The sequence below is a fragment of the Clostridium moutaii genome, from assembly GCF_041205085.1.
GTDB classification, from domain to species: Bacteria; Bacillota; Clostridia; order Clostridiales; family Clostridiaceae; genus Clostridium_B; species Clostridium_B moutaii.
This window is the reverse complement of sequence record NZ_JBGEWD010000006.1, coordinates 187,546-204,622: the sequence shown is the minus strand read 5'-3', so window position 1 is coordinate 204,622 and position 17,077 is coordinate 187,546. Positions and strand designations below refer to the sequence as shown.

General features: G+C 33.3%; 16 protein-coding genes and 1 riboswitch. Of the genes, 15 read left to right on the top strand and 1 reads right to left on the bottom strand.

From position 1 onward, the window contains the following. Window positions 1-315: 315 nt before the first annotated feature. The 10 genes from AB8U03_RS08465 to AB8U03_RS08420 all read left to right on the top strand — a co-directional run bounded on the left by AB8U03_RS08465 (window position 316) and on the right by AB8U03_RS08420 (window position 9,034). Window positions 316-1,845, top strand: a complete 1,530-nt coding sequence (locus AB8U03_RS08465) for a nitrogenase component 1 (RefSeq protein WP_369704110.1) — start codon at window positions 316-318, stop codon at window positions 1,843-1,845. Window positions 1,846-1,856: 11 nt separating this feature from the next. Further along, on the top strand, window positions 1,857-2,729 hold the full coding sequence (locus tag AB8U03_RS08460) for an ABC transporter ATP-binding protein (RefSeq protein ID WP_369704109.1): 873 nt from the start codon (window positions 1,857-1,859) through the stop codon (window positions 2,727-2,729). 1 nt (window position 2,730) lies between these two features. Further along, window positions 2,731-3,537, top strand: a complete 807-nt coding sequence (locus AB8U03_RS08455) for an ABC transporter permease (protein WP_369704108.1) — start codon at window positions 2,731-2,733, stop codon at window positions 3,535-3,537. A gap of 72 nt (window positions 3,538-3,609) precedes the next feature. Next, window positions 3,610-4,665, top strand: coding sequence for an ABC transporter substrate-binding protein (locus tag AB8U03_RS08450; protein WP_369704107.1), 1,056 nt, complete (start codon window positions 3,610-3,612; stop codon window positions 4,663-4,665). A 118-nt stretch (window positions 4,666-4,783) separates the two neighbouring features. Beyond that, window positions 4,784-6,151, top strand: a complete 1,368-nt coding sequence (locus AB8U03_RS08445) for a nitrogenase component 1 (protein WP_369704106.1) — start codon at window positions 4,784-4,786, stop codon at window positions 6,149-6,151. Window positions 6,152-6,168: 17 nt separating this feature from the next. Beyond that, on the top strand, window positions 6,169-6,600 hold the full coding sequence (locus AB8U03_RS08440; protein WP_369704105.1) for a NifB/NifX family molybdenum-iron cluster-binding protein: 432 nt from the start codon (window positions 6,169-6,171) through the stop codon (window positions 6,598-6,600). 31 nt (window positions 6,601-6,631) lie between these two features. After that, window positions 6,632-7,450 carry a nitrogenase iron protein gene (gene nifH / locus AB8U03_RS08435; RefSeq protein ID WP_369704104.1) on the top strand — a complete coding sequence of 273 codons (819 nt, stop codon included), beginning with the start codon at window positions 6,632-6,634 and terminating at the stop codon, window positions 7,448-7,450. Between the two features lie 161 nt (window positions 7,451-7,611). Next, complete coding sequence (locus AB8U03_RS08430; RefSeq protein WP_369704103.1) at window positions 7,612-7,854, top strand: hypothetical protein; 243 nt, start codon at window positions 7,612-7,614, stop codon at window positions 7,852-7,854. Window positions 7,855-8,338: 484 nt separating this feature from the next. Then, window positions 8,339-8,788 (top strand): sensor histidine kinase, encoded by a 450-nt coding sequence (locus AB8U03_RS08425; protein ID WP_369704102.1) that lies wholly within the window; start codon window positions 8,339-8,341, stop codon window positions 8,786-8,788. 3 nt (window positions 8,789-8,791) lie between these two features. Next, entirely contained in the window at window positions 8,792-9,034 is a 243-nt protein-coding gene (locus tag AB8U03_RS08420) for an ATP-binding protein (RefSeq protein ID WP_369704101.1), read from the top strand. Here AB8U03_RS08420 and AB8U03_RS08415 read toward each other — a convergent pair. Further along, window positions 9,019-9,303 (bottom strand): DUF2325 domain-containing protein, encoded by a 285-nt coding sequence (locus AB8U03_RS08415; protein WP_369704100.1) that lies wholly within the window; start codon window positions 9,301-9,303, stop codon window positions 9,019-9,021. The genes AB8U03_RS08420 and AB8U03_RS08415 overlap by 16 nt on opposite strands. Before the next feature lie 107 nt (window positions 9,304-9,410). Continuing rightward, a riboswitch (SAM riboswitch) is annotated at window positions 9,411-9,523 on the bottom strand. A gap of 225 nt (window positions 9,524-9,748) precedes the next feature. On the opposite strand from AB8U03_RS08415, the gene AB8U03_RS08410 reads away from it, so the two are divergent. The 5 genes from AB8U03_RS08410 (at window position 9,749) to AB8U03_RS08390 (ending at window position 17,015) form a co-directional block, all read left to right on the top strand. Then, window positions 9,749-11,482: an oleate hydratase gene (locus AB8U03_RS08410; RefSeq protein WP_369704099.1), complete on the top strand. Its 1,734-nt coding sequence runs from the start codon at window positions 9,749-9,751 to the stop codon at window positions 11,480-11,482. A gap of 125 nt (window positions 11,483-11,607) precedes the next feature. Beyond that, on the top strand, window positions 11,608-11,787 hold the full coding sequence (locus AB8U03_RS08405; RefSeq protein WP_369704098.1) for a small, acid-soluble spore protein, alpha/beta type: 180 nt from the start codon (window positions 11,608-11,610) through the stop codon (window positions 11,785-11,787). Window positions 11,788-12,122: 335 nt separating this feature from the next. After that, window positions 12,123-13,997 carry a molecular chaperone HtpG gene (gene htpG / locus AB8U03_RS08400; RefSeq protein WP_369704120.1) on the top strand — a complete coding sequence of 625 codons (1,875 nt, stop codon included), beginning with the start codon at window positions 12,123-12,125 and terminating at the stop codon, window positions 13,995-13,997. A gap of 602 nt (window positions 13,998-14,599) precedes the next feature. Continuing rightward, window positions 14,600-15,583 (top strand): bile acid:sodium symporter family protein, encoded by a 984-nt coding sequence (locus AB8U03_RS08395; RefSeq protein WP_369704097.1) that lies wholly within the window; start codon window positions 14,600-14,602, stop codon window positions 15,581-15,583. Window positions 15,584-15,761: 178 nt separating this feature from the next. Continuing rightward, the gene (locus AB8U03_RS08390) at window positions 15,762-17,015 is read left to right on the top strand and encodes a nickel pincer cofactor-dependent isomerase, group 22 (protein ID WP_369704096.1); all 1,254 of its coding nucleotides are present in this window, start codon (window positions 15,762-15,764) and stop codon (window positions 17,013-17,015) included. The last annotated feature ends 62 nt before the right edge of the window (window positions 17,016-17,077 follow it).

The window sequence follows — 17,077 nt, the reverse complement described above, 5'->3', positions numbered from 1 at the left end:
AACTTCCTGATTTTCTCAGCAGGAAGTTTTTTATTTTGTAAAATTTAATCTTATTAAAATTAAGTTCACTGGATAAACTGGAGACTGATCAAATTCAAATGATTTGATTGGTCTTTTTATTATTACAGGGGGAAAAATAACATGAATAAAATTTATCTTTTTCATGTTCAATGTATTACTGCAAATAAAATTAAAAGCGATTTTTAGTTTCAGAACTAAAGTACCTTCAACATTTCAACTTGTTAAAATATAAATCAATACTTGTGAAATTCCGCAAGTGATTAAATATTAGATATCATAAGGAGGATAATTATTATGTCAAACGAAGAAAAAAAAGAAATAAATCTTGATCAAAGTACCAGTCCTATTAGAGAAAATCGATTGGGAACTGTTAAAGCTTTTTCTGGAAAAGTAAGTGATCTGATAAATGGTAAACATCTTGGTGAGGAGCTGCCTTGGCGTGAACGTAAATTTCAACAAGGAACTGGATGCCTTTTAACACAGACTGTGGGAAGACTTGTAACAATTAGAGATTCCGCTCTTATAGTTCATGGACCTGTAGGGTGCGCACAGGGTACAAATGGATATAGAGAGATATATCAGGGAATTCCTGAGAAGTTTAGAGCATGGAATGGAGATGTGGAGCTTCATGCAGTGAGCAGCAACCTTACAGAAAGTGATATTGTCTTTGGGGGTGAGAAGAAACTAAGATTGGCAATAAAAGAGGCAACTGAAAGATATAATCCAAAGACCATTATAATTGCTTGCTCTTGTACTTCAGGAGTCATGGGCGATGATGTAGACGGCATAGTGGCATCAATTCAGCCTGAGGTAAAGCCAATACTTGTACCTGTACACTGCGAGGGTTTTAGATCTCAAATATCTCAGAGTGCCTTTGATGGTTCTTCTCATGCCATAGTGAAATATATAGTTCAAAAGCCTAAGAAGAGACAAAAAGATCTTGTAAATATTATAGCACCTATGAGTGTGACCTTGGGAGATAAAAATGATCTTATAAGGATGTTCAATAAAATTGGCTTGAGAGCAAGGTTTATTCCCGATTTTGCTACAGTGGACGAATTAAAGGAAATTTCGGAAGCAGCAGTAACTGCTCCTACATGTCAGTCATATGGAGAATATATGCAGAAAGCTCTTTATGAGAATTATGGAACCCCTTATTTTACAGATCCTGCTCCACTTGGTATTGAAAATACTAAAATATGGTTTAGAAATATAGCGAAATATACAGATAAAGAAAAAGAAGTAGAACAGCTTATCAAGGAAGAATTAGATTTTGTATTACCTAAATTAGAAAAACTTAAAAAATCAATTAAAGGTAAAAAGGCAAGAAGCATTTATGTTTCAGCAGGGCAAGCTAGGGCTGTGTTTATTCCGAAATTTGCTACTGAATTGGGCATTGATGTGGCAGCTGTGAATACACTAGAACTGGATCCAAATATAGTGGATGAATTTGAAGATGTATATAATGAAATCGGAGATTTTGAAGTACATGCTTCAGATCATCAGCCATTTGAACAGAGTCATTTGATTAATAGGTTAAAACCAGATATTCATACAGGTTGTGTATTTATGGGACTTTATAAAAGAGAGTGTAGCCAAGCAAGAAATCATTCTTTCCTTTCTGATTTTTCACCTCAGTCAAATCAGTTTTTCTTTAGGGGAGTGTTAAATTATGGATATATTTTACAGCGTGCTTTAAACAATCCTTCGTTAAATAAAACATTGAATAGGGAAACTCCAAGTCCATATAAGTCATGGTGGTATGAACATGATATTGATACTTATGTTAAAGAAAAGGTATATTCTGGGGAAAAGTCTGTCTAGGGGGTTTTAAGATGAGCGAAGAAGCAGTTGAGAATATTTTACAGCCTGATTTTAGTACCGATGTCAAATTACGAGTTGACAATATTGTAAAAAAGTTTGTTATAAATAGCAAGCAAAATAGTGAAAACTCTACAGCAACTGTATTGGACAATATAAATCTTGAAGTAAAAAAAGGGGAATTTCTTGTAATTGTTGGACCAAGTGGTTGCGGAAAAACCACACTACTTGATATTTTCGCAGGACTTTCTAAACCTACAGAGGGAACAGTTAGTATAGATGGCAAAATTGTAGATGGACCTGATTTAAACAGAGGGATAGTTTTTCAGCAGTATGCACTATTTCCATGGCTTACAACTGCTGAAAATGTAGGGTTTGTACTGGAAAACCAGAATGTAAAAAAAAGAGAACGAGATAAAATAGTAAACAAACTTTTGGAATTGGTGGGACTTTCGGGTTTTGAAGATCATTATCCATACCAGTTGAGTGGAGGTATGAAGCAGAGAGCAGCTATTGCAAGGGCTCTGTCCTTTGAGCCAGATATACTGCTCATGGATGAACCTTTTGGAGCTCTGGACTCTCTTACTAGGGAAATTTTGCAGAGAGAACTTCTCAGGATAAGAAATGAAACAGATAAAACCATAATATTTATAACTCATAGCATTGATGAGGCGGTATTTCTTGCGGATAGAGTGGCGATTATGACGGCAAAACCGGGTACTATAAAGAAAATTATAAGAATACCATTGTCTCGTCATTCCAGATTGCAAAATGAAGATATTAGATCATCGAAAGAATTTGTACAAGTTCGTCAAGAATTGTGGAACTTGATAAAAGAAGAAGTTATAAAAAGTCAAAAATTTTTTAAGCTAGGGGGGAGTAAATAGAATGCAAAAAAAAGATGGGCTTTTGAAAATAAACAGAAATATTGACAAAATTAAATCAATATTTCTAAATATTTATCAACGAACTATTGTTATTATTACTGTTTTAGTTATATGGGAAATTGCACCACGTTTAAATCTGATTGATCCCGTATTTATTCCGCCTCCATCTGCAATTGTGTCCGCATTTATAAAACTCATTATATCAGGCGAATTGATAAGGTCGATAATTATTAGCATGAGTAGAGCCATATGTGGATTTGGTATAGCAATCACTTTAGCTATTCCACTAGGTTTTTTTATGGGATGGTTTAAGAAATTTGAAAAGTATATGGATCCTTTATTTGCTACTTTGAGACAAGTAAACACTATAACTATCTTACCACTATTTATTCTTTTACTTGGAATAGGGGAGGCATCAAAAATAGCCATAATAGCTTTCGCTAGTTTCTGGTCTACTTTTTTAAATACAGCTAGTGCAGTTAAAAATGTTGATCCACTATATATAAAATGTGCCAGATCAATAAAGCTTTCTAACAGTAAAATATTTAGAAAGGTGGTTTTACCATCATCCATTCCGTCTATTTTTACTGGATTAAGATACAGTGCTTCTGTATCACTTATATTATTGGTAACTAGTGAAATGCTTGGTGCTACCAATGGACTTGGATATGCAATCAATAATTGGCAAATGCTTTTTCAAACAGACAATATGTGGGCAGGTATTGTTACGATGGCTTTAATTGGGTTGATTATTAACAACATTTTTGTATGGTTTGAAAAACGATTGACACATTGGAAATATGTATGAAATTTATTAGACTAAAAAATTAAATATAAAATAAAATATCATTAAAATTATAAAAAAGTAGAGGAGTTTGTTATGAAAAACAGGTTTAAATATCTAAAGTCATTTAAAGTTTTAGTAGTTTTTGCAGCATTGGTGCTGGGACTAACGGCATGTGGAACAAGCAGTGTAGAAAATTTGAAATCATCGTCTGGTAAGTCAAATAAAGTTGTGACTATAAATGTAGCAGGATATTGGGGAACATCAGGAGGTATTACAACATATGATCCATTAGTAATTGCACAAAAACTTGGATATTTTAAACATATTAAAATTGTAGATTCAAGTGTACCCACAGGACCTCAGACTCTATCAGCTCTTACATCTGGACGCATTCAAGCGGCTATGCTTCAATACTCTATTGCTGCTAGTGCGACAGCAAAAGGAGCGAAATTAAAAGCAGTTGCTACTGCTCACGGAGGTAAAAATGATTCTAATTTTCATTTTTATGTTCCAAAAGATGGATCAATTCATAGTCCAAAAGATCTAATAGGAAAATCGGTTGGTGGAATTCAAGCTGGTAGTACCGAATATTATGCTTGGGTAGATTGGTTAAAAAAAGGTGGAGTGTCTCCAAATGATGTTAAATTGGTTACAGTACAAAAAGGAACAGTATTTCAAGTCCTAGAAAAAAAGCAATTGGCTGGAGTGGGAACTTGGAATGATTTTGAGCAAAATCCTATAGAAGAATCAGGAAAATATCGTCTTTTATTTACCACTTATGATGTTTTTCCAGAAGAACTTAATCATTGTGGACTATTTCTTACTCAAAAATTTATAGATGAAAATCCTGAAGCTGTTAAGGAACTTGTTACTGGATTTGAAAAAGTAAATGATTGGCTAAAGAAAAATCCAGAAAAAGGAAAAGAAATGCACGTTCAACTTGCGAAGGAAAGACATGTAGATTCATCTTTAGTAGAAAAATATTATACTGTAACTGATATTAGAGATCATTCATTAATTAAAACTATTGATGCTCAGTATTTTATAGACAAATTAGAACAATATAATTACATTCCTAAAGGAAAAGTTAAGGCAACTGATTTATTTACGAATAAATTTAACCCCTATGCTAGTAAAAATGATAATTAAAAATTAAAATAATTTTTAATTAGTTGAGATTAGTTATAGTTAAATATTTAAATCCGTTTTTTATATTTAATTGTTATGAAATTTGTTGCTTTTATCTAATTAAGAGGAGATGGTAAATTTGTCAAATAGCATTCAAGAATTAAAGCTACAGGAAGTGGAAAGTGATAAGAGAGTTCTAGAAAATCCTAAATATACTTGTGCACTGGGAGGGGCACTTTCCGTAATCACCAATATCCATAGGGCTGTACCAATAATCAATTCGGGAATAGGTTGTGGAATGAACCAAATGCTTAACTATAGAGTTGCTGGAGGAGAACAAGGAATGGGATATATTGGTGGATTGAGTATACCTTCGACAAATCTTTCGGAAAGAGATGTTGTGTTCGGAGGGGAAGCAAGACTCAGAGAAGAGATTCGCTCTACAATAGATCTAATTGACGGGGATCTTTATTTTGTGGCAAATGGCTGCATAGCAGGAATGATTGGCGATGACGTTGAGGGAGTTGTAAGTGAATTTTCAGAGGAACCTACTCCAGTGTTATATGTAAATTCCAGTGGTTTTTTGGGAAACACCTATTTTGGGTATGAGGCGGTTTTTGAAGCTGCTATTGAGCAGCTGGTTAAACCTCTTCCTAAGGAAAAAGGACTGGTAAATATACTGGGCTTTGTACCATATCAGGATATATTCTGGAGAGGAAATCTGCGTGAAATAAAAAGACTACTTAATAAGATTGGACTTAGAACAAATCAGATAATAGGAGATTTCAGCGGCATTGAAGGTTTGAAAAAACTTTCTGCCGCAGAATACACCATAGTGGTATCACCTTGGGTGGGGAGAAAAACTGCAAGACTTTTGGAAAAAAAATTTGGAATACCCTATATCAATTTTCCCAATATACCTGTAGGACCAAGAGATTCAAGCGAATTTTTGGGGAAAATAGGTAAAAAATTTGGAATATCTGAATCAAAAATTAAAAATGTAATTGCAGAAGAGGAGAGAGAAGCCTATGAAGATTTAAACATCATAGGAGATGTTTGTGCAAGATTTTCAGCATCACTTCCTTTTGCTGTAGTGTCAGGTTCTGCAACAGCAGTGGGAATTACCAGATTTTTGGTAAATGAAGCAGGATTTACTCCAAAACTTGTAATCATAAATGATGATCCACCAGCTGATACAAGGGAAGAAATATTAGATAGGCTTAAAAATCTTGGCGATAAAGACACCGTGGCCAAGACTGGAGGAATTAATCCTAAGGTTATTTTTGAAATAGATTCCTACGAAATACATGAACATTTGAGAAATTCTTATTTCAGAGTACTTTTTGCAAGTTCCCAGGAAAGGTATGAGGCAGAAAGCAAAAGGCAGGTACATTTGAGTGTTACATTCCCAGCAGAAAACCGTGTTGTTGTGAGGGATACTTACACGGGATACGGCGGAGGAATCTCACTTATAGAAGACTTCTTAAGTAAGTTTGTACGCCCATAATGGAAGGAGGTTAATATATGGCTAAAGTTGCTGCAGCAAGCAGTGATGGCGTTTTTATAAATGAGCATTTTGGAAGAGCAGATAAATTTTTCATTTATGAAATTTCAGAAGATGGAGAATATGAATTTATAGAAACACGAGAAGTTTATCTCAATGATTCCAAGAGTGGAGAGGACAAATTAAACAAGATTATAAAGCTGCTGGGGGATGTGAAATTGATACTGGCCAGCAGCATTGGTTCCGGAGCAGTTAGTGTGCTTCACGATAGGAATATTGTGGCCGTAAGCCTCAGTGGTTCTATAGAAAAAGCACTTGAATCTTACGCCAAAAGAGGAAAGATACTTGAATATCTTGTGGCGAAAGACACTTTTGGTACTTCGGTGGATAGAGCTAATTGTCCAATTAGGGCAGCAAAGATTTTGACAAATATACGCCGTTTTAATGATTAATAATTACAGTAGTATTAGGAGGAATATTTACATGAGACAAATAGCAATTTATGGTAAAGGTGGAATAGGTAAATCTACGACAACGCAGAATTTGACAGCGGGATTGTCTGAACTTGGTAAAAAAGTTATGGTGGTTGGCTGTGATCCTAAAGCGGATTCTACAAGATTGCTTTTAGGTGGACTTGCCCAGAAAACAGTTTTGGATACTCTGAGACAGGAAGGAGGGGATGTGGATTTAAATTATATTTTGAAGAAAGGATTTAACGGTATAAAGTGCGTTGAGTCCGGAGGACCTGAGCCAGGTGTAGGTTGTGCAGGAAGAGGCATAATAACTTCTATAGATATGCTTGAAAGGTTGGGAGCATATACTGAGGATTTGGATTATGTTTTTTATGATGTGCTTGGGGATGTTGTGTGCGGTGGGTTTGCCATGCCTATTCGTGAAGGTAAAGCTAAGGAAATATATATTGTAGCCAGCGGTGAAATGATGGCACTTTATGCAGCAAACAATATATCAAAGGGAATAAAAAAATTTGCAGATAAAGGCGGAGTAAGGCTTGGAGGAATTATCTGCAACAGCAGAAAAGTAGTAAATGAAAAAGAATTACTGGAAGCATTTGCAGAGGAATTGGGGACACATCTCATTTATTTTGTTCCAAGGGATAATGTAGTTCAAAAAGCTGAAATTCATAAGGAAACTGTAATACAGTTTGATTCAAAAGCAGAACAGGCCAATGAGTATAGGAAACTTGCAAAATCCATAGAAGAAAATGATAATTTTGTGATTCCAAAGCCCATGTCACAGGAAAGGCTTGAGCAGATACTTTTAGAACATGGTGTTATAGAATAAATTATTCACTGTAAAAATGAAAGTAAATGTGATTGTGGGGAATGTTAAGTAAATTATCAATAATTCTTGACTTCAGATGAAGTTTCCCTATAAGAAATTCTAATACCATCATTCTACGAATATGGGTGTTATTAGACATTGGATAAAAGGAGAGTTTTATTATGGATAAAAATAAATTGAAATTATTGTTGGTGATGGTTTTCCTAATAGAAATTGCATTGCTTTTGGTTATTTTCAAGCATATCTTATTCAATAATATAGCATTGGTGAAAAATATCTTTTTTGTTGGAGTTATAATAACAAGTGTAATTTTGTACAATGTGATAATGAATGCAATATTTAATCTTTTAGCTGAAGGGGAAAAAGAAAATGAGTATGAAAGCCACGCTGAATGGTATATCTGAGGTTATAATGGCGGTTATTAAAAATAATTATCATCATGGCAAAACTCAGCAGCATTACATACTCAGTAAAAAAGCTAAATCCCGTAGTTGAAGGATTGTTAAAGGGTATTAGTACTGGACATTGGGATTTGTATTCCCATAAAATTGTATCTTGATTTAAAATAACTTTAATATTATAAAACTTGTATAATGTGGTGTACTGGAATAGTTATTCTAAGAAAATTTATAATAGAATTATCTTAAAACTGGGAAATGAGTATAGATTTGTATAAAAGTCAAATTTGTACTCACTTCTTTTTTGGGGTATATTCTATATATATTTTTATTTAAATTATTTAACAGTATTGGACTTATTCTTATATACCTAACTAAAAGGGAATAAGTTCATATATTATATGTATTCTTCTCTTCTTTGGAATATAAATATGCTCAGTCCCAGGAATAAAACTGTCCATGCAATCATTATTACAGCTGCAGACAAGGTATGGCAGATAAAATACAGGAGAAAATCATAAGGGAGAAAAACATTCAGAGATCCAAAAGTGAACTTGTGACAAATGTGGCCCATGATATAAGAAGCCCTCTCACCAGTGTCATCGGGTTTTTGGAAATGGTAAAAGACAGGGAATACAAGTCCCGGGAGGAAAGGGATAAATTTGTAGATATTGCCTTAAAAAAAGCCAGAACCATGAAAAAGCTCACAGATAATTTATTTATTTTTACAAAGCTTGAAAGCACAAATGTGAAATTGAATTTTTCAACAATATGCTTAAATGACTTGATCTATCAAGTAGTGGATGAGTTTTTAGTTATTTTTGAGGAAAACAATCTTAAACTGATAGACAGTATAATTCTTGAAAATCTGATGGTGCGGATAGATGTTGACATGTTTTTAAGGGCTCTCAACAATTTGCTTTATAACGCCCTGGAATAAAGTGTGAAACCTTCTGAAGTTAAATTATCTTTGTCAAAAGAGGAAAACAGGGCAGTAATATCCATAAGCAACAGCTGCGACAATCTAAGGGAAGAGGAGATTAAATTGCTCTTCGAAAGATTTTATAGGGCTGATAAATCACGGGTCAATCCAGACAAAAATTCGGGCCTTGGGTTATCTATAGCAAAAAGTATAATTGAGCATTATCATATAAATTATACTCAGAATATCTATTTATTCATATAAATATTTATATTTTTATATATATTTGACCAGGAATGCTTACAAAACATTACGGTAACATTATTTCGTTTTGAGCGCTCTTTTACTATTTCAGCCATGTTGTGTCCTATGTAATCTGTAAGAACCATTACTAAATCCATATTTGATGGAATAATTATTTTCCTGTCACCCTTTTTACGCCCAGTAACATGTATTATTTTATTAAATCCATTTTCTTTTAACTTGTTTTTTATGTTTCCAATTCTGTCTCCGCCGACTACTAAAATCCCCATTAGTTATACCTCCAATTTGTATTTTATTTTTGTAATATAATTAAAAAAGCTATTTTTCTTTAATAAGAAAAAAAGCTTTTGATAACAATTTTATAAAATTAGCATTTTTCTTATCTTTCAAAGTGATTCAATTCACTTTGCAGGAATTAACACCGGTACATATGATATGTCCGGTTGTCGGGTTTCAAAGGGCCAGTCCCTCCACCGCTCTTGATAAGAGAACATTATTAAATTATATAAATTTTATTATACTACAATGTGATTCACAGTGCAAATAAATATTGAAAAATTATTTTTACTGATGCGGATTTCATAGTTTTTAATATGTATTAAAAGAGACAATGAGGATATATTAAAAAAGAAATGAACTTAGACATCTAAGTGTTTGTAATTATGATTAATTTAATTTAAACTGTAAATAAAACTAAAAATGGAGGAAAATTATATGAAGAGAAAATTAAGCTCGAATAACATAAAAGCATTAATTGTAGCCTCAATAGGTATATCAGCAGCAGCAACCATTATAGCCACTATAGGTGGAAAAAAATTTAAAAATAAATCGAAAAAACCAATAAAATCACTGGCAGGTACAAATTATGGTGAGAAACAAGTTTATTTTATTGGTGGAGGATTGGCTTCTCTGGCGGGTGCAGCTTACCTTGTAAGGGACTGTAATTTTAAAGGAGAAAATATCCATGTTATCGAGGCAATGAGGATTCTTGGGGGCAGTAATGATGGTGAAGGAAATGCATCAGAGGGATTCATATGCCGCGGCGGCAGGATGTTAAATGAAGAGACCTATGAAAACTTCTGGGAGTTGTTTTCAAGCATTCCATCCCTGGATTTACAGGGTAAAAGTGTTACTGAAGAAATTCTTAATTTTGATCATTTGCATCCAACCCATGCACAAGCACGTTTAGTAGATAAACATGGATCAATTCAAGATGTAAAAAGTATGGGATTTAATAATGCCGACCGCATGGCTCTTGGCAAATTAATGATCACACCAGAGGAAAAGCTGGATGGTATGACCATTCAGGGATGGTTTAGCCGTACGCCTCATTTTTTTAAAACTAATTTTTGGAATATGTGGCAGACAACTTTTGCTTTTCAAAAATGGTCCAGCCTTTTTGAATTCAAACGATATATGGAACGTATGATCTTTGAATTTTCTCGTATTGAAACTTTAGAAGGTGTTACACGTACTACCTATAATCAATATGAATCTGTGATTTTGCCATTGAAAACCTATTTAGATGGTTTTGGAGTTGATTTCAGTATCAATGCAACTGTAACCGATTTGGATTTTAAATCAGGAGACCAAATTACAGTAACTGCAATACACATAGAAGAAAGTGGTGATGAAAGGGTTATTGAGCTTAATCTGGGAGATGTGTGCATTATGACAAACGGCTGTATGACCGACAGTGCAACTTTAGGAGATATGCATAGGCCGGCGGGATACAATCCAAATCAATTGACTTCTGCTGAACTCTGGGCCAAAATAGCTGAAAAGAAAGAAGGCCTTGGCAATCCAGAACCATTTTTCAGCCATCCCGAGCAAACCAACTGGGAAAGTTTCACTGTAACTTGTAAGGGCAATAAATTATTAAGACTAATTGAAAAATTTTCCACTAATATTCCAGGCAGTGGTGCATTAATGACATTTAAAGATTCCAACTGGTTAATGAGCATTGTTGTTGCAGCTCAGCCCCATTTTAAAAATCAAACACTTGATACAACTATTTTTTGGGGCTATGGACTATATACAGATAAAATTGGAAATTATATAAAGAAATCAATGGCTGATTGCACTGGTGAAGAACTTTTGATAGAACTTTTACACCATTTACATATGGAAGACAAAAAAGATGAAATAATGGAAACTGTAGTCAATGTTATTCCATGTATGATGCCTTATGTAGATGCTCAGTTCCAACCTAGAAAGATGACCGATCGTCCTCAGGTTGTACCAAAAGGTTCAACAAATTTTGCCATGATTGGTCAATTTGTTGAGATCCCAGAAGATATGGTGTTTACTGAGGAATATTCTGTACGGTCAGCACGAATTGCCATATATAAGCTATTTAATGTAACGGATAAAGAGATTCGCCCGGTAACTCCTTATAAAAGGAGGCCTAAGGTGCTAAAGGAAGCTTTAAAAACTGCTTTTAGATAAGCTGTGGAAAAGCAGGCTAAAGGGGATAAATTGAGGATTTTAGAAGTTTCCATAATAATATACTATGATTTTCTATCATATACTTCTTTGAAATGTACAAACTACTATTAGAGGAGATGATATTTATGTCCAGAAGAAATAGAATACTAGTTCCTGAAGCCAAAAAAGGTATGGAAAAGTTAAAAATAGAAGCAGCCAGAGAATTGGCCGCAAATAACAATAATCCTGACTCAGTAAATAATTTTTCCGTTGGTGGTCGGATGGTGAAAAAAATGGTTGAAAAATATGAAAAAAAATTAAAATAATTAATTTATGAAAATATGCCAATAAATTTAGAAGTAAATAGTTTTCTAGTTTATTGGCATATTTATATCTATAATAATAAATAAATTTATAAAAATATATTGACAAAGATAGAATAATTGCTAAAATTAAATTAGCACTCAGTTAGTGAAAGTGCTAACAAGAAGTATAATACAAATAACCATGCTAATTTAAAATAACAGGCGTGGTTTTATTGAAGTGATTTCATTGCAGTGATTTCATTGCAGTGATGAAATATTGGTTTATTATATAATGATAGCTGTAGCAAGGGGCTTTGTGCCTTGCAACTTAGATATAGGTGAAAGGAAATGATAGAATGGCTGTAAAAGAATTTAAGGCAGAATCAAAAAGATTGCTTGATTTAATGGTTAACTCAATTTACACAAATAAAGAAATATTTTTAAGGGAACTTATATCAAATGCCAGTGATGCAATTGACAAAAGTTATTATAGGTCACTTGTTGACGAAAATGTTAGTTTCAACAAGGATGATTTCTATATTAGAATTACTGCAGATAAAGAAAAAAGAACACTTGCAATTACTGATACAGGTATAGGTATGACAGAGGAAGAACTTGAAAATAATCTTGGAACTATTGCAGAAAGTGGTTCTCTTGCGTTTAAAAATCAAAATGATATAAAAGATGGAGTGAATATTATAGGTCAATTTGGAGTTGGATTTTATTCTGCTTTCATGGTGTCTGATGTAGTAACTGTAAAAAGTCGTTCCATTAATTCGGATAAGGCATATAAATGGGAATCAAAAGGTGCAGATGGATATAATATTGAACCTTGTGAAAAGGAAACGGTAGGTACTGAAATTACATTGAAGATTAAAGAAAATACTGAAGATGAAAAGTATGATCAGTTTCTAGATGAATATAAAATCAAGTCTTTAGTTAAAAAGTATTCTGATTTTATAAAGTATCCAATTAAAATGATGGTAAAGAAAAGCAGACCTAAAAAGGATAATGATAAGGAACAAGAGGACTATTTTGAGGATGAAACTTTAAATAGTATGGTACCAATCTGGAGAAAAAATAAAAATGAATTGAAACCTGAGGATTACGATCAATTTTATATGGATAAGCATTTTGGGTATGAAAAACCTCTTAGGGTGATACACTCAAGTGTTGAAGGGGTAGTAAGTTATAGAACTTTGCTTTTCATTCCAGCTAAGGCACCTTATGATTTTTATACAAAGGAATTTGAAAAAGGATTGGAACTTTATTCAAATGGTGTTTTGATAATGGAAAAATGTGCTGATTTATTGCCGGATTATTTTAGCTTTGTGCAGGGTCTGGTGGACTCAGCAGATCTTTCCCTTAATATTTCCAGAGAACTTCTGCAGCATGACAGGCAGCTTAAATTTATTGCAAAAAAAATAAAGGACAAAATAAAGGACGAACTTCTTTTAATGTTTAAAAATGATCGTGAGAAATATATTGAATTTTATAATAGCTTTGGAAAGCAGCTTAAATATGGAGTTTATTCTGACTTTGGAGCTAACAAGGAAGTGCTGCAGGATTTACTGATGTTTTATTCTTCTACGGAGAAAAAGCTTGTAAGCCTTGATGAATATGTTTCACGTATGAAAGAGGATCAAAAGTATATATACTATGCAGCTGGTGAAAACATAGAAAAAATCGAAAAATTACCTCAAACTGAACTGGTTAAAGATAAGAGTTTTGAAATATTATATTTTACTGATGATGTGGATGAATTTGCAATTAAAATGCTTGCAAAATATAAGGAAAAAGAATTTAAATCTGTTTCCAGCAAAGATTTAGGTTTTGATTCCGATGATAAGGAAAGTAAAAAAGAAACTGAGGAAAATAAGCAACTGTTTGATTTTATGAAAGAGGTGTTAAAAGATAAAGTAAAAGAGGTTAGGGCATCCAATAGATTGAAAACTCATCCTGTCTGCCTGGCAAATGATGGGGAAGTGTCTATTGAAATGGAAAAGGTACTTAATATGATGCCAAATAATCAAAACATCAAAGCAGATAAAATTTTGGAAGTGAATACTAACCATGAGATGTTCAAGGCAATTAAAAAGGCATATGCAGAAGATAAAGATAAATTAAAAATGTATTCCAATCTGTTGTATAACCAGGCACTTCTAATTGAAGGACTTCCTGTAGAGGATCCAGTGCAATTTGCAAATGATGTATGTTGTTTAATTAAATAATTTATAATATAAGATTACAAGCTTTGCCTCTATGGCAAAGCTTGTATTTTTATATTTTGTAAATAGTTAAATATTAAGAAATTTGAATTGCAAAGTTGTTAGAATAATCAAATTATAACAATGAATATAACAATTGTCTCACATTTTTAAATTTCTCTAACAAAATACTATAACTGGCACTGTAAGATAAAGGTCTATTTAAGTAGCTTTAAAGAACTATTAATAGAAAAATAGACAATTGGTATGATTATTGCTATATAAAATATTAATAATAACCTAATTGTTTCTATTTATATGAAAACAATTAAATAGTATACTTATTTATAGTAATAAATTTACTTCTGCACAATATACATAATAGTATATTTACTACTAGAAGATTAATTAAAACTTCTTCAGGAAAAATAAGAATATTATTTTTATACTAATTCATAGCAGATATAAATAGGTATACTGGATAAACCCTTGAAAACGATTTATAAAATATCAATTATTTTTTTGAGTTATCAATTTTTAAAGCAGATGAAAAGGGGGTGATGTGAGAATAGAAAAGTATATACAAAAACTTTTACTGAAAAAACATTAAAAAGGAGATTAAAAAAATGATAAAAAAGATTTGTAAATTAATTACTGGATATTTTCCGGTGTGGGTGGTTATCGGTTCAATTTTATCTTTCATATTTCCAGCTCATGTTAAGCCTTTAAGTGCTTATACTGCTTACTATTTGGGAACTGTAATGTTCTGTATGGGTCTTACCATGACAACTGATGATTTTAAACTGGTATTCTCTCGCCCGCTTGATGTACTCTGGGGCGTCGTACCACGTTATCTTATTATGCCTTTTGTTGCATTTACAATATCAAAAGTGTTGCATTTGCCAGCTCCTATAGCTGCCGGACTTATTTTAGTTGGATGTTGTCCTAGTGCTGTTGCTTCAAATCTTATGACATTTTTGTCAAAAGGGGATGAGGCACTTTCAATTACTGTTTCAAGTGTAAACACTGTTCTGGCACCTATTCTTACACCAGCAATTTTCTTGATGCTTGCAGGTTCAATGGTTAAGGTAAATGCAGGATCAATGCTTCTTAGTATTGTAAAAAGTGTGGTTGTTCCCGTTTTTCTGGGAGTGTTAATTCGTAGAATTGCGGATAAACCAGTGCAGAAAGTTGTGGAGTTTGTACCTGTAGTATCTACAATTGCACTTATGTTTATTATAACAACAGGTGTTGCTGTTAATGCTGCAAACCTTGCCAGTGTAGCATTTATGGCCTTTTTAGCAGTAGCACTTCATAATGCAACTGGATTATTCCTGGGATATAATGCCGCTCGCAGATTGGGCAAACTCAGCAAACGTAAATCCAAAGCAATTGCATTTGAAATAGGTATGGAAAATTCAGGACTTGCGGTTACTCTGGCTTTAATGAACTTAAATCCTTTAGCTGCTATTCCAGGTGCAATTTTTAGTGCTTGGCATAATGTTACAGGATCTACATTGGCAACTTACTGGGCTAAAAGAGCAGAAAAAGACGATGCTGGTGATGCCAAAGATGCTAAAAATATTGAAACTGAAAATGGTGTAGTTTAGAAAAATTATGTAAGATGGTATTGATAATATAATTTAAAACTGTATGGTATACAAAAAGAAAGATTTGTTGGACTTATATAAAAACTTCAAATAGTACAAAGGGTTTACGCAGCTTATATGAACGATGCGATTTTATGCATAATATAATTTGAAATTTATTCTTATAAGGAGGCTTATTATGCTTGATATAAAAATGCCGGTAATTCATAAAATAGTTACTGAAGAAAGTTGCAGCTGTTTATCAGAAAAAGAAATAATTGAAACAGTTAAAGATGGAATAGACAGGGAACTTGCAGGAAAAGATGTTAAAGGAAAAAAAGTCGGTGTGCTGGCTGGAAGCAGAGGTATACGGGATATTCAGCTGATTATAAAACATGTAATAATTAATTTAAAAGCACATGGAGCTGATGTAGTGGTTCTACCTGCCATGGGAAGCCATGGAGGTGCAACGGCAGAAGGACAGCGTTCAATTCTGGATCATTATGGTATCAACGAAAAGGAACTTGGAGTTCCAATAGTGTCAAACATGGAAGTTGCAACTATTGATCATATTGGTAAACAGCCAGTTTATGTGGATAAAAAGGTACTGGAGCTGGACTATATAGTTCCAGTGAACCGGGTTAAAGCTCATACTGATTTTCATGGTGAACATGAGAGCGGAGTTGTAAAAATGCTGGTTATTGGAATAGGAAAACAAGCTCAGGCAGAAGCAGTACACCAGCATGGTGCCAGCGGGCTTAAAAATCTGATTCCCAAAGTAGCTAAAAAAGTATTGGAACATATTCCATTATTGGCTGCTGTAGCTATTGTTGAAAATAAAAAAGATATGACAGCAGCTGTAGAAGTTTTAAATGCAGGAAATATTTTTGAAAGAGATGCAGAGCTTCTCAAGTATTCAAAAAAATTATTAGCTAAATTGCCCTTAAACAATTTAGATGTTTTAGTAATTAAAGAAATGGGAAAGAATATTTCTGGTGTTGGAATGGATCCAAATGTAATTGGACGTATGAGAATTAATGGTATACCTGATGATAAGGGTACTGCAAGTAGAATTGTCATACTGGATTTGACAGATGAATCCGAAGGAAATGCTCTGGGCATGGGTATTGCCGATGTAACTACACGCAGACTTTATGATAAAGTGGATATTCAAAAAACTTATATGAATACTATAACATCTGGTTTCTTGGAACGTTGTTTTATCCCAGTAGTAGCTCCTACAGATAAAGAGGCAATTCGAATAGGATTACAAACTTGTGGACGGGCTGTAGATCAGGAAACAGCACGTATTATGCTGATAGATAGCACTCTTGAACTTTCACAGGTATATGTATCTTCAGCACTATTGCCTGAAGTTCCACCTGAATATAAAATTTCTGGAACTGATATTACAAAGGTTTTTGATGAAGAAGGAAATTTAGTTTTGTTTTAAAAAAGTATTAATATGTAAAATCATCCCCAAGGATGCTAAAGCGGTTGTTTCAAAATTTTATT

What these genes read in the sequence shown, in the direction of transcription:
- AB8U03_RS08440 (WP_369704105.1), top strand. Translation starts at nt 6,169, where the DNA reads ATGGCTAAAGTTGCTGCAGCAAGCAGTGATGGCGTTTTTATAAATGAG.
- AB8U03_RS08410 (WP_369704099.1), top strand. Translation starts at nt 9,749, where the DNA reads ATGAAGAGAAAATTAAGCTCGAATAACATAAAAGCATTAATTGTAGCC.
- AB8U03_RS08405 (WP_369704098.1), top strand. Translation starts at nt 11,608, where the DNA reads ATGTCCAGAAGAAATAGAATACTAGTTCCTGAAGCCAAAAAAGGTATG.
- AB8U03_RS08465 (WP_369704110.1), top strand. Translation starts at nt 316, where the DNA reads ATGTCAAACGAAGAAAAAAAAGAAATAAATCTTGATCAAAGTACCAGT.
- nifH (WP_369704104.1), top strand. Translation starts at nt 6,632, where the DNA reads ATGAGACAAATAGCAATTTATGGTAAAGGTGGAATAGGTAAATCTACG.
- AB8U03_RS08415 (WP_369704100.1), bottom strand. Translation starts at nt 9,303, where the DNA reads ATGGGGATTTTAGTAGTCGGCGGAGACAGAATTGGAAACATAAAAAAC.
- AB8U03_RS08395 (WP_369704097.1), top strand. Translation starts at nt 14,600, where the DNA reads ATGATAAAAAAGATTTGTAAATTAATTACTGGATATTTTCCGGTGTGG.
- AB8U03_RS08460 (WP_369704109.1), top strand. Translation starts at nt 1,857, where the DNA reads ATGAGCGAAGAAGCAGTTGAGAATATTTTACAGCCTGATTTTAGTACC.
- htpG (WP_369704120.1), top strand. Translation starts at nt 12,123, where the DNA reads ATGGCTGTAAAAGAATTTAAGGCAGAATCAAAAAGATTGCTTGATTTA.
- AB8U03_RS08450 (WP_369704107.1), top strand. Translation starts at nt 3,610, where the DNA reads ATGAAAAACAGGTTTAAATATCTAAAGTCATTTAAAGTTTTAGTAGTT.
- AB8U03_RS08455 (WP_369704108.1), top strand. Translation starts at nt 2,731, where the DNA reads ATGCAAAAAAAAGATGGGCTTTTGAAAATAAACAGAAATATTGACAAA.
- AB8U03_RS08425 (WP_369704102.1), top strand. Translation starts at nt 8,339, where the DNA reads ATGGCAGATAAAATACAGGAGAAAATCATAAGGGAGAAAAACATTCAG.
- AB8U03_RS08390 (WP_369704096.1), top strand. Translation starts at nt 15,762, where the DNA reads ATGCTTGATATAAAAATGCCGGTAATTCATAAAATAGTTACTGAAGAA.
- AB8U03_RS08430 (WP_369704103.1), top strand. Translation starts at nt 7,612, where the DNA reads ATGGATAAAAATAAATTGAAATTATTGTTGGTGATGGTTTTCCTAATA.